Raw genomic sequence first — 12,437 nt, 5'->3', positions numbered from 1 at the left:
GTATCAGGTTACTCAAAGCCTAAGAATCCCCCCGATTGATGATGCCAAAGCTGCGAATAAAGTTGATTGTTGGCGATCAGCATGGCATGTGTGCCTTGTTCCACGATGCGTCCTTTGTCCAAAACAATCAGTCTATCCATTGCGGCGATAGTCGATAAGCGGTGTGCGATGGCAATCACGGTTTTATCTTGCATGAGTTGATAGAGGCTTTGCTGGATACTGGCTTCGACTTCTGAATCCAGCGCTGAAGTGGCTTCATCCAGAACAAGAATCGGTGCATTTTTTAGCAGTACACGGGCAATGGCGATACGTTGCCGCTGTCCACCCGATAAAGTAACTCCGCGCTCGCCCACATGTGCATTATAATCTCTGCGGCCTTTGATGTCCTGAAGTTCCATGATAAATTCATGCGCTTGCGCTTTTTGAGTTGCTGCGATCATTTGTGCCTCTGTCGCATCCGGTTTTCCAAATAAAATATTATCGCGAACAGAACGATGTAATAGTGAAGTATCTTGTGTAACCATGGCGATATTGTTACGCAGACTGTCCTGGGTAACGTGTCGAATGTCCTGGTCGTCAATGGTAATAGTGCCTCGCTGGAGATCATAAAAACGTAATAACAAATTTACAAATGTTGATTTCCCTGCACCGGACCGACCCACAATACCTACTTTTTCACCTTGCTCAATCTTGATATTAAGATTATGAAAAATCCATGGAATGGTTTTTGCAGTTTTTCCAGAATCATATTTTTGTTCATCAGAATGGTATGAGAAGCATACGTCTTTAAATTGTATCGTTCCTCTTGAGACTTTCAGAATGTCTGCGTTTGCTTCGTTTCTTACATTCTGTGGGTTTGATAGCGTATTGATGCCATCCTGAACAATACCAATGTTCTCGAATAAATTATTTACTTCCCACATAATCCAGTGCGACATGCCTGTCAGGCGAATAGCCAGGCTCATAACGATAGCGATTGCCCCCGGTCCTATTGCATGATTCGACCAGAGATAGATACCCAGTGCACAAGTCGAAAAAACCAGCAACATATTGATTGTCCAGACACAAATATTCAGCCAGGTCGCCAGACGCATTTGCGGATGAACAGTAGCGATGAATTCCTCCATCCCCGTTTTTGCATAGGCTGATTCCCGTTCGCTGTGGGAAAATAATTTGAGGGTTGTTATATTTGTGTAGCTGTCGACAATACGTCCTGTCATCAGAGAACGGGCATCTGCCTGTAAGGTGGAAATACGTTTCAGTTGGGGCACAAAATGAGACAAGATACAGATATAAGTAACGAGCCAAATCAGTAAAGGAATGCACAAAAGTGGTTCGGCATCGACAACCAGTAACAGGGTGGTGAGCAAATAAACGGTTACAAAAAGAATGACATCCAGCAGTTTCATGACGGTCTCGCGTACAGAAAGCGCAGTCTGCATAACTTTAGTTGCAATGCGGCCGCTGAATTCATGTTGAAAAAATGCATAGCTTTGGTTTATCAGATAGCGATGGGCCAGCCAACGAACGCGCATAGGGAAATTTCCCATGAGTGTCTGATGGATAACCAGAGAATGCAATAACACAATAACCGGAATGAAAACTAGTATAAAGATCGACATTGCCAGCAAGAGCGGCCATTCAGTATCGAAAAACTGCTGCGAGTTTCTTTCTGCCAGCCAATCAACCATTTTTCCCAGAATGCCATATAGCATGGCCTCACTGATGGCCAGGCAGGTGGTTAGAAAGGCCATCAGAATCAGGTAGGGTTCGATGCCACGAATATAATGACGGCAAAATTGATATAGTCCTTTCGGAGGCTCGGTCGGGTGTTCAGGTGGAAAAGGGGTGACGAGCCGCTCAAAAAAACCAAATACGGTTTTCATGTCATTTAGCTGCTGCTTAATCGCTCAAATATGCGAAAACCAGCTACATACGTGCCGATTGCTGAACCTAGCGTGGATAAGATAAAAATTAATAGAATGCGTGTGACCTGGTTGTTCCACCAGCCTTTCAGACTGGTAGTATCTTTTCGCAGGCGATTGAAATCACCTACTTTGGGTTTGCGTAAATAAGTTTCAGTTGCCGCTACCACCATACCTGCGCCTATGGTCGGGTTTAACGATGTTAGCGGTGCCGCAAAAAAAGCGGTCATAATTGTTAGTGGGTGTGCGAATGCTATAGCTGCACCTAACGCGGAGAGTCCGCCATTGATGAGTATCCAATCCAGTATCATGGCTGCGCCGATCTCCGGACTGCGCATGAATCCGATTGCAAAACCGATCAGAATCAGCAAGACAATTGCCCAAGGTAAATATTTAAACCAGCCTGATGAAGCAGGTTGGACATCCAGTAGCGCTATGGTTTCATCGGGGTTTGTAATGCGGTTGTTTTCAATCTGATATTGCATGCCATTCATGTGACCGGCACCGACAACAGCCAGAATATGTTGATAATTATTCTCTTTGCTTTCTTTGATGAGACGGGCGGACATATATTCGTCGCGCTCACTGATTAGCGGTTTAAATAAATCTTTTTCATCCTCTGCAAACTGGGAAAATGTGCTTTCCAGCACATCACCTTCTTTTAGTCTTTCAATTTCAGCTGCGCTGACTTTTTCTTTGCTGACCACACTGCCGATCAAGCCGCCGAACAAACCCATTCGCTTCCACCATGGGATATTATGATAAATACGTTTGAGCGTGACGCCGATTTCCCGATCTATCAATATAACGGGCAATTTCGCCATCTGCGCGTCTTTGATGGCTACACGCATTTCTGCACCAGGTTCAATGTCAAATTGTTCGGCCATGCGTTGCTGAAATGCGCCTAATGCGAGACTGGCGGCAACCATACTGGCCTGGCCGCATTTAATCACTTGAAATAAATCCATTTGAGCCATCGCATCAGGATTGACAATTGCTTTATGGCGACTTGGACATAATTCAATCGCTACTGCGTCATATTTTCCCGTTGCGATGAGTTCTTGGACTTTATCCGCACTGGCTTTTGAAACATGTGCGGTACCCAGCATTGTGATACTACGGTTGTCGATTTGGACCGTTTTAATCGGCTCAGTTAATAAGCGATCGCTATTAGCAATCTTTATATCGGATGGTTCTTTGTTGGTCATGGGCGAATAAGGTCCAAGTTAGACGATAACTTTAAAAAAACAGCACAGGTGACTGTTCGAGAATTGTGTGATTGGCTGTGAAAAAAGATTTCAGTCATATTGTCCGATTATTTCCGTTGCAAAGAGTAATTGTTTGCCTCGCATCAGCAGAATATCTGTCTGCAGGCAGCTTCTCTTCGTTATGAATACCATTTCTGGACTCTCTCCCCGGGAAATCCGACACGGAAAATTTTTTTTGATTGGTAGGATTGCATGTCATTGTTTAAATCATTGGATTTTGGTGTTCGGGATTTGGTGTGACTAAAAACACAGTTATATGGAAGAAATGACGGTGATTTATGTCTATTCAATTCGCTTTGGACTTACTCAATGCGTATTATAGTTCGTTTTATTCAAGTGATCGCAATATCTTTGAGCCAGAATCAAAAGATATATGGTTGTATCGCGTCATCGGTGTTTAAAATATTTGCTGTAGTTTAATATGATTTGTAGTTAATGAGTTATGACGAGGCCCTTCAATCCCTACTCTATAGTAGGGATTTTTTTTGCGTTTACAAATACTGTCTTGATGAGATAGTCTGCGAAATATTCAATCAAAGATAATTACAGGTCTGATCGATAATCGCTGGGTGATTGTATTGGCTGCCTGTCGGGCGAGTAATTGGTTGGCATAAGGGCCAGCGTGAACTTTAAACAGACCGTTCTTTTTGCTGATGTTGATTGTTTTGCCAAGCCAAGGGAGTCTTTCCTGAATGTGCGATAAATAATTACGTGCATTATTTACAGTACCAAATGCACCAAGCTGTAGATAGGTTTCGTTTGCATTCTTCTGGTTGCCTGCGATGACAGTGGATGGTTCTTGTGCTCTTGATGAAGCTATTTTTTGTATTTGATCTGGCAAAATCGTTTCAACGATTACTTCACCACTGCCGTCCGCTATGAGATCCAGTTTATAGGCGGCGGTGTATGACAGGTCTATCAGCCGGTCAGAAAGAAATGGGCCGCGATCATTGATACGTACGGTCACAGATTTACCATTTTGAATATTGGTGACGCGCGCGTAACTTGGTAGGGGTAAAGTGGGGTGCGCAGCAGACATTTCATACATATCATAAACCTCTCCAGACGCTGTTTGATTCCCATGATAGCGTCGACCGTACCAGGAAGCCATGCCACGTTCTTTATAAGGTTCTAGCGAGGTCATTGGTTCAAACGATTGTCCCATTACCTGATAAGGACGCATATTGGATTCGCGGAGAGGCTCCAGTTTCGGGACGGCATCCGGAATAAGGTGAATATCGTTAGGTGGATTATCTCCCGGGCCATCGTCCAGGTAGTACCCGCCACCTTTTTGCAGGGAAATTTTCTGGCTTGATGAATCCGCTGTGTCAGTCTTATCCAGAGCGCTGTACTGGGATGTGCTGGCGCAGCCTGAAATAGACAGAAAAACTACGGGTGCGATCACTTTAATAACCAGTGTTGATATTGAAGGAAAATATTTTCGTATGCTATGAGGTCTAACTTTAGTGTTTATCATGTTTTTACGAGTTTAGGATGTGTTTGTATACTCATTAAAATGCCAAAGCCCAGTAACATTGTTACCAGAGCTGTACCGCCATAACTGATCAAGGGCAATGGTACACCGACAACAGGCAGAATACCGCTCACCATGCCCATATTTACGAAAATATAGGTACAAAACGTGAGTGTAATTGAGCCTGCTATGAGCCGTGTGAATTGCGTTGATGCATTTGCGGTTATAACCATGCAACGTCCAATGACGATTAAATAGAGTAATAATAATAGAGAATTGCCAATTAAGCCAAATTCTTCTGAGAAAACAGCAAAAATAAAATCGGTACTTTGTTCCGGTAAAAAGTCTAACTGGGTTTGTGTTCCGTTCTGCCAACCCTTGCCAACAATGCCGCCTGAGCCAATGGCAATGGATGACTGAATGGTGTGATAGCCGGCGCCGAGCGCGTCTTGCGACGGATCCAGTAGTGTTAGAACACGTTGTCGCTGATAATCATGCATGAAAGACCAAAGTATCGGAACACTGCCGATCGCGGCAACAATCAGCCCGCCTATTACCCGCCATGATAATCCAGCCAGAAATAATACATAGAAACCACTTGCTGCAATTAATAAAGCTGTTCCCAGGTCTGGTTGACGCAAGATCAACAAAACAGGCAATAACAGAATAATTGTGGCGCCGAAATAATCCCTTATTCGCAAAGTAATTTCATATTTGTCAAAATACCAGGCCATCATTAGTGGTACGGCTATCTTCATGATTTCAGATGGCTGAATGCGGGTTATGCCGATATCAAGCCAGCGGCGCGCGCCGTTGTTGATTTCGCCAAAGAGCGCGACCCCGACTAATAAAATGAAACCAAGCAAATACAGGGGAAGCGCAAGTCGCATTATTTGCTGTAAGGGAATATTTGCTACCAGCCACATAATTGATAAAGCAATCAACATATGAGCCGCCTGCTTGCTGATTTTATTGATATCTCCGCCGGTAGCGCTATAGAGTGTGATCAGCCCAACAATCATCAGAATTAAAATGCCTGTCAATAGAAAGCTATCGATATAACGCGTGAAATAATGCCATAATTTACCGAGTTCAAACGCAGATATTTCTAATTTGGAATTGGATAGATTCGACATGTTTTCGCCTAATGGTCATGCGTATGTTCAGATACCGCCACGTTTTCTGCTTCTTTTGAAACGGGTAATTTACCGAGCAAAAAATAATCAAGCACCTGTCGTGCAATTGGTGCGGCGGTGGAACCACCGCTGCCGCCGTTTTCGACCAGAATAGCTAACGCAATGGTTGGATTTTCGGCGGGTGCATAGGCGACAAACATGGCATGATCACGATGTCGTTCAGCGACAAGTTCTTCCTTATAGCGTTCATTTTGTTTGATGCCAATCACTTGTGATGTGCCTGTTTTTCCTGCAAATGTATATTCAGCACCTGCTGCGGAATTTGAAGCTGTGCCGCCGGGTCGCGTTACATCTACCATGGCCTTGCGCACTAATTCCATATTCTGCGGTTGATGGTTGATTGTGTATAATTTTTGTTTGGAGAGCTCGCGTGCGGTGTCTGTTTGACTGTTTGTGATTTGTTTAACGAGATGCGGTTGATAAGCTGTTCCATGATTGGCGATGATTGCGGTAGCAAATGCCAGTTGTAGTGGAGTCGTCAACACATAACCCTGACCGATGCCAACCGATATCGTGTCGCCTGCATACCATCTTTGATTATGCCTGTGCATTTTCCATTCTTGTGAAGGCAGCAACCCTTCGATTTCACCAAAAATGTCAATCCCTGTTTTCTTTCCCAATCCAAATTGTTTGATATAGCTATGTATACGGTCAATGCCCATATCGTGCGCGAGACTGTAATAGTAAGTGTCACAAGAAACGACCAGTGATTTATGCAGGTCTACCCGGCCATGTCCGCCGACTTTCCAGTCGCGATAACGGCGTTCCGAACCTGGCAGAGTGAAGTAACCGATGTCACTGATAGCGTACCCGGGTGAGCGCAGCCCTAACTCGAGTGCAGCCAGCGCCATAAAAGGCTTGAATGTCGAACCTGGCGGGTAAACGCCGCGTAAAGCACGGTTATTGAGAGGTCTGTCAATTGAATTATTCAATAAATTCCAGTTTTTGTGATCAATACCGCCAACAAATAAATTGGCATCAAACCCCGGTTTGCTGACGAATGCAAGTACCTCGCCATTATTGGGATCAATTGCGACTAAGGCTCCACGGCGATTGCCAAAAGCATCGTCAGCAACTTGTTGCAAATTAATATCCAGTGTAAGCAGCAGATTATTACCGGATACTGGGGGTGTGCGTGACAACACTCGGATAGAACGACCGGCTGCATCGGTTTCAACCTCATCAAAACCGGTGATGCCATGCAATTCCTTTTCATAACTTTGTTCAATACCAATACGGCCTATAAAATGCGAGCCCCTGTAATTATCAAGTTCGCCGGATTGTTCCAGATACTCGAGATCTTTATCGCTAATACGGCTGATATATCCAACGACATGGGACGCCAGCTCACCATAGGGATAATAACGTAGAATACGCGCCTGAATTTCAATGCCTGGAAAACGGTAACGATGGGCAGCAAAACGGGCCACTTCTTTGTCAGTTAAGCGATTGCGAATAGGAAGGCTTTTAAAACGCTTGTTTTCCCTGAGTAATTTTCGGAATTGTTCCAGATCGCTCGGTGTGATTTCAATTATGGTGGCCAATTCTTCAAGTGTGGATTCAAGGTCTTGAATTTTATTGGGGGTGATCTCCAACGTGTAAGTGGAATAATTTTGAGCAAGTATTTTACCGTTTCGATCGAGAATCAACCCGCGATTGGGCACCAATGGTGCAATGGAAATCCGATTCGCTTCAGCTAAAGTATGATAATGCTCTCCTTGTGTCACCTGCAAATAAAAAAAACGGGAAAGCAGAGCGAGAAACAACAACAATATAAATCCGGCGCTGAAGGCCAGGCGCCTGCGGAATTTATATAATTCGAGCGGATGATTTCTCAGTTCTACAGTTGGTTTCATATTGTTTCAGAATCGGGCCTGGGCCTTAACGGAATACTCAATATAAAAGCGATAAGAGGCCAGACGATGGCGCCGGTGAGTGATGCCAGAAAGAATGTCCAGTCTGGTAAATTTGAACCATTCAGTAATGCAATTAATACAAGGAGTCCCTGCATAATTAGAAGAATAAGGCCTACTTGAGGCGCTTGTTGCATTAAATCGAAAATTCTCAGTCTACGACGAAATACTGATGCGATATAAACAATAGCACAATAGGCGAGTGCATGGTGACCCAATATTCCGGCATTATGGACATCCATCATTAAGCCTATGCAAAAAGCAATACTCATTCCCATCCGCTGCGGCTGATTGATACTCCAAAAAAGTATAACCAGCGCCGCAAAATCAGGGCGGGCTGAGAGTGAAAATGATTGTGATGGAATAAAATTCAGAATCAACGCTAAAGCGAGACTGAGAAGCACATACCATAATTTTGCAGGAGCAAGCATATCGCGGCTGAAATACTTGTGGGGATGTAATTTCGATTCATCAATTATTTTTAGGCTCAACACTGGATTCCTTGATGAGTTTTTCAGACGGGTCTGGTAAAGTGGCAGAGAAGGATAAAATTAACACCTGTCGATTGCGATCGACACCTGCAATCGGAATGCCGGTTATTTGTGCAAAGTTATCCGCTGGGTGGCGCTTGATTTCTGAAACAGTGGCTACCGGTAGTCCGCGCGGATATACGCCACCTATTCCTGAAGTGGCTAGTAAATCGCCTTCCCGAATGTCTGTGTTAACAGATAGATAGCGTAATTCAATTTCATTGTTTTTTCCGGTGCCCGAGATCACAGTTCTGATATTGTTACGTACTATCTGTATCGGAACAGAGTGATCTTTGTCGGTAATCAGCGTTACTTCGGCTGTCAATGGATAAACCTGCGTGATTTGTCCGATAATGCCTTTGTTGTCAATTACAATCTGACCCGCCTGGATATTATGCAGATTGCCTTTGTTCAAGGTAATTTTGTGGCTGAACGGATCGCGGGGCGTATAGAGAATTTCGGCCATGACTGCTTTGGCTGTTGTTTTGGTTTCAATTGTGTTGACAGCGCCGAGAAGTTTTCGTAAGTGTTTGTTTTCGGATTCTAACGCGCGTAAACGCAAAAGCTTTTCGCTGTCACGAAGATAGCGCTCTCTCAGATAAGCGTTTTCTTCGAGCAGGTGAAAATTACCGATTAGTTGCTTGATTATTGCATTGGTAGCGGATGGAAAAAGTGCTGCTTTTTGCAATGGATAAATCATGATTGCAATTGTCTGACGGAATTCAGGAAAAACTTTGAAGCGTAAGTCTTCAGCCATGAGCAGGCATGATAAAAGAATAAAAAAACCTAACCGGGCAAATGGACCGGGGCCGTGCCTGAAAAACTGAGGAGTTGAATCCATTTTATTCAGTACTGCAAAAAATCAGTCTTTGAGAGGCTTGCGCATAAAACTGCTAATACTGTGTTAAGTTCGTAACTAATGCAAAAAACCTCTCGTTGTTGGAATGAGCCGTATCCGTGTATTAGGCTCATTTAATTAACGTATGCTTATCTAAGCTGAGGATTATCGCTAATCACTGGCAAAAATACCGATAGATTGATCCATGTTTTCCAGTGCAATACCCGCTCCCCGTGCTACACAGGACAGAGGGTCATCTGCAACAATTACCGACAGACCGGTTTCTTCCATAATCAGGCGGTCAATGTCGCGCAACAACGCGCCACCGCCCGTCATGACCATGCCTTTTTCGGCGATATCTGAGCCGAGTTCAGGTGGGGTATGCTCCAGCGCAGTCTTGACAGCGCTGGCGATATTGTTCAGTGGTTCTGTCAAAGCTTCCAGGATTTCGTTGCTAGAAATGGTAAAACTGCGTGGAATACCTTCCGCCAGGTTACGTCCTTTGACTTCAATTTCGCGCACTTCGGAACCTGGAAACGCAGAGCCGATTTCCTTTTTAATGAATTCCGCCGTCACTTCCCCAATCAGCATACCGTAATTGCGGCGAATATAATTGATAATGGCTTCATCAAATTTATCGCCACCTACACGTACCGAATTTGAATACACAATGCCACCCAATGAAATAATGCCGACTTCAGTGGTGCCGCCGCCAATATCAACCACCATGGATCCTGTCGGTGATTCCACCGGCATATCTGCGCCTAGTGCAGCTGCCATGGGTTCTTCAATTAGTTCCACCTTGCGTGCGCCGGCGCCGTATGCTGCTTCGCGTATGGCGCGGCGTTCAACCTGGGTGGAGCCATAGGGAACACAAATGACAATGCGGGGGTTGGCAGAAAAAAGACGCGGTGGATTGACTTTCCGTATGAACATTTTGAGCATTTGTTCAGTAACGGTGAAATCAGCGATAACGCCATCCTTCATGGGACGGATGGCTGTGATATTGCCGGGTGTGCGGCCCAGCATCTGCTTGGCTGCCAGGCCAACCTGTTGAATCATTTTTTTTCCGCTTGTGCCACTTTCTTCGCGAATAGCCACTACAGATGGTTCGTCAAGTACAACACCCTGACCGCGGACGTAAATCAGCGTATTGGCCGTACCCAGGTCAATTGCCATATCTGTTGAGAAATAGCTGCCCAGAAAATTGTTGCTCAGAAAATTAAACATGGTGGCAATATCCGTAATTGAGAATGATGATGGACATATAAAATTAAAAAATGAGTAAAAATTGGTACGCCAAATAAACGGCGTCATGATACCCTATTACTTCTTTAAATATAAGATTCTCATTCTATATGACTTTATCTGTTAATGATGTAAAACAAATTGCTGAACTTGCTTATATCAAGGTCAGTGAAGATGAGGCAAAGGCGACATTGGTGCAGTTATCCGATATTTTTAATTTGATTGAGACCATGCAGACTGTTGATACATCTCAGATTGAGCCGATGTCTCATGCGCAAGATGTGGTGCAGCGGTTGCGTGAAGATGTCGTGACTGAATCTGACCAGCGCGAACTTTTTCAATCCGTAGCTCCGCAGATCGAAGAAGGTCTGTATCTTGTACCAAAAGTGATTGAATAAATGATTGAGCAAGTTTCGAATAATGTTATCTGAAAAAGTCCGGTTTGAAATATCGCTTCGCAACTAATCCGGTCGGCATATTTTGATGAATCAGCGCTCAGTAAATATAAAATTATAGCAACAATCTCACAACCTTCGTATTCTATACCTCCCGATTAGTAAATACCATGTTTAATGACAGTCTTAAGCAGCTATCCAAACGGCTGGCGGATAGAGAGATTTCGAGTGTGGAGTTAACAACCGAATTTCTAAAACGTATCAAACAGCTGAATCCGCAATACAACGCGTTCATAACCGTTGATGATGAGAAGGCGCTGGCGCAGGCCCGCATTGCCGACCAGAAAATTGCGACAGATAAAGCCATTCCTTTGACAGGTATCCCAGTGGCGCAGAAGGATATTTTCTGTGCAAAAGGGTGGCTGACGACTTGTGGCTCTAAAATGTTGTCCAACTTTGTCTCGCCATATGATGCGTGCGTGATTGAGCGTTTTAATCAGGCGGGTGCGGTCAATATCGGTAAGACCAACATGGATGAGTTTGCCATGGGTTCGAGTAATGAAACTTCGTTCTATGGACCGGTCAGGAATCCATGGGATGTGGCCGCCGTGCCGGGGGGCAGTTCAGGTGGTTCGGCTTGCGCGGTTGCCGCGCGCATGGCGCCTGTTGCAACCGGCACCGATACCGGCGGCTCGATTCGCCAGCCCGCAGCCTTGTGCGGCATATCGGGTATCAAGCCCACGTATGGCACCGTATCACGTTATGGCATGATCGCTTTTGCATCCAGTCTTGATCAAGGCGGCCCTATGGCAAAATCCGCTGAAGACCTGGCGCTGATGCTCAATGTAATGACCGGATTCGACGCGCGCGACTCAACCAGTTTGCAACGCGAAACAGAAGATTATATGCGCAATCTGGAGAAGCCGTTGTCCGGTCTGCGCATTGGGTTGCCAAAAGAATATTTTGCCGAGGGAATGAGTAGCGACGTTGAAAAAGCAGTCGAACAGGCTCTGGGCGAATATCGTAAACTCGGCGCAGAGACGCTTGAAGTATCACTGGCGAATTCATCGCTATCCATACCAGTTTATTATGTGCTGGCACCTGCTGAAGCTTCGAGTAATCTATCGCGCTTTGATGGTGTGCGGTATGGTCATCGCGCGAAAGCCTATGAAAATCTTGGAGACATGTACCGTAAAAGCCGGGCGGAAGGGTTCGGCGCCGAAGTAAAACGCCGTATCCTGATAGGCACTTATGTTTTGTCGCACGGTTATTATGACGCTTACTATATCAAGGCACAAAAATTACGCCGGTTGATTGCAGAGGATTTCAAACGTGCATTCACGCATTGTGATGTCATCATGGGGCCGACGGCGCCAACGGTTGCGTTTGATATCGGTGAGAAAAGCAGTGATCCGATACAAATGTATCTGTCAGATATTTATACAAGCGGTGCCAGTCTGGCGGGGTTGCCGGGTATGTCGATTCCCATTGGATTCGGCGAAAAAAACAGGCCTGTAGGATTACATATTGTCGGCAATTATTTTGCCGAGGCACGAATGTTGAATGTCGCGCATCAATATCAGCTAGTTACAGACTGGCATCAGCAGGCTCCTGATTTGTAAATATAAAGATGTCTAATTAAAATTATTA

At 44.8% G+C, this 12,437-nt stretch carries 10 protein-coding genes; 2 read left to right on the top strand and 8 right to left on the bottom strand.

Annotated features, from left to right (window positions below; genetic code table 11):
* Positions 1-8: 8 nt before the first annotated feature.
* The 8 genes from C8R11_RS05660 to C8R11_RS05625 form a co-directional block, all read right to left on the bottom strand.
* Positions 9-1,886: an ABC transporter ATP-binding protein gene (locus C8R11_RS05660; protein WP_107794839.1), complete on the bottom strand. Its 1,878-nt coding sequence runs from the start codon at positions 1,884-1,886 to the stop codon at positions 9-11.
* A 5-nt stretch (positions 1,887-1,891) separates the two neighbouring features.
* The gene (locus C8R11_RS05655) at positions 1,892-3,133 is read right to left on the bottom strand and encodes a TraB/GumN family protein (RefSeq protein WP_107794838.1); all 1,242 of its coding nucleotides are present in this window, start codon (positions 3,131-3,133) and stop codon (positions 1,892-1,894) included.
* Positions 3,134-3,722: 589 nt separating this feature from the next.
* Positions 3,723-4,670 (bottom strand): septal ring lytic transglycosylase RlpA family protein, encoded by a 948-nt coding sequence (locus tag C8R11_RS05650; protein WP_107794837.1) that lies wholly within the window; start codon positions 4,668-4,670, stop codon positions 3,723-3,725.
* Positions 4,667-5,803 carry a rod shape-determining protein RodA gene (rodA, locus tag C8R11_RS05645; protein ID WP_090700624.1) on the bottom strand — a complete coding sequence of 379 codons (1,137 nt, stop codon included), beginning with the start codon at positions 5,801-5,803 and terminating at the stop codon, positions 4,667-4,669. The genes C8R11_RS05650 and rodA overlap by 4 nt, the downstream gene beginning before the upstream one ends.
* A gap of 8 nt (positions 5,804-5,811) precedes the next feature.
* Positions 5,812-7,719: a penicillin-binding protein 2 gene (mrdA, locus tag C8R11_RS05640; RefSeq protein ID WP_107794836.1), complete on the bottom strand. Its 1,908-nt coding sequence runs from the start codon at positions 7,717-7,719 to the stop codon at positions 5,812-5,814.
* Positions 7,716-8,267, bottom strand: coding sequence for a rod shape-determining protein MreD (gene mreD, locus C8R11_RS05635; RefSeq protein ID WP_244531892.1), 552 nt, complete (start codon positions 8,265-8,267; stop codon positions 7,716-7,718). Before mreD ends, mrdA begins: the two co-directional genes overlap by 4 nt.
* Positions 8,248-9,147, bottom strand: coding sequence for a rod shape-determining protein MreC (gene mreC, locus C8R11_RS05630; protein WP_107794835.1), 900 nt, complete (start codon positions 9,145-9,147; stop codon positions 8,248-8,250). The genes mreD and mreC overlap by 20 nt, the downstream gene beginning before the upstream one ends.
* A 168-nt stretch (positions 9,148-9,315) precedes the next feature.
* On the bottom strand, positions 9,316-10,374 hold the full coding sequence (locus C8R11_RS05625) for a rod shape-determining protein (protein ID WP_090700677.1): 1,059 nt from the start codon (positions 10,372-10,374) through the stop codon (positions 9,316-9,318).
* 128 nt (positions 10,375-10,502) lie between these two features.
* Between C8R11_RS05625 and gatC the strand changes: the two genes are divergently transcribed.
* Positions 10,503-10,790 carry an Asp-tRNA(Asn)/Glu-tRNA(Gln) amidotransferase subunit GatC gene (gene gatC, locus C8R11_RS05620; RefSeq protein ID WP_090700616.1) on the top strand — a complete coding sequence of 96 codons (288 nt, stop codon included), beginning with the start codon at positions 10,503-10,505 and terminating at the stop codon, positions 10,788-10,790.
* Between the two features lie 167 nt (positions 10,791-10,957).
* Positions 10,958-12,409, top strand: a complete 1,452-nt coding sequence (gatA, locus tag C8R11_RS05615) for an Asp-tRNA(Asn)/Glu-tRNA(Gln) amidotransferase subunit GatA (RefSeq protein ID WP_107794834.1) — start codon at positions 10,958-10,960, stop codon at positions 12,407-12,409.
* The last annotated feature ends 28 nt before the right edge of the window (positions 12,410-12,437 follow it).

Source organism: Nitrosomonas aestuarii, assembly GCF_003046585.1.
GTDB classification, from domain to species: Bacteria; Pseudomonadota; Gammaproteobacteria; order Burkholderiales; family Nitrosomonadaceae; genus Nitrosomonas; species Nitrosomonas aestuarii.
Note: the sequence above shows the minus strand (reverse complement) of the source record. Positions and strands in the feature narration are given on the sequence as shown.

Excerpts from the sequence above, each read along its gene's own strand:
- C8R11_RS05655 (WP_107794838.1), bottom strand. The coding sequence starts at position 3,133 with ATGACCAACAAAGAACCATCCGATATAAAGATTGCTAATAGCGATCGC.
- C8R11_RS05650 (WP_107794837.1), bottom strand. The coding sequence starts at position 4,670 with ATGATAAACACTAAAGTTAGACCTCATAGCATACGAAAATATTTTCCT.
- rodA (WP_090700624.1), bottom strand. The coding sequence starts at position 5,803 with ATGTCGAATCTATCCAATTCCAAATTAGAAATATCTGCGTTTGAACTC.
- mrdA (WP_107794836.1), bottom strand. The coding sequence starts at position 7,719 with ATGAAACCAACTGTAGAACTGAGAAATCATCCGCTCGAATTATATAAA.
- C8R11_RS05660 (WP_107794839.1), bottom strand. The coding sequence starts at position 1,886 with ATGAAAACCGTATTTGGTTTTTTTGAGCGGCTCGTCACCCCTTTTCCA.
- gatC (WP_090700616.1), top strand. The coding sequence starts at position 10,503 with ATGACTTTATCTGTTAATGATGTAAAACAAATTGCTGAACTTGCTTAT.
- mreC (WP_107794835.1), bottom strand. The coding sequence starts at position 9,147 with ATGGATTCAACTCCTCAGTTTTTCAGGCACGGCCCCGGTCCATTTGCC.
- C8R11_RS05625 (WP_090700677.1), bottom strand. The coding sequence starts at position 10,374 with ATGTTTAATTTTCTGAGCAACAATTTTCTGGGCAGCTATTTCTCAACA.
- gatA (WP_107794834.1), top strand. The coding sequence starts at position 10,958 with ATGTTTAATGACAGTCTTAAGCAGCTATCCAAACGGCTGGCGGATAGA.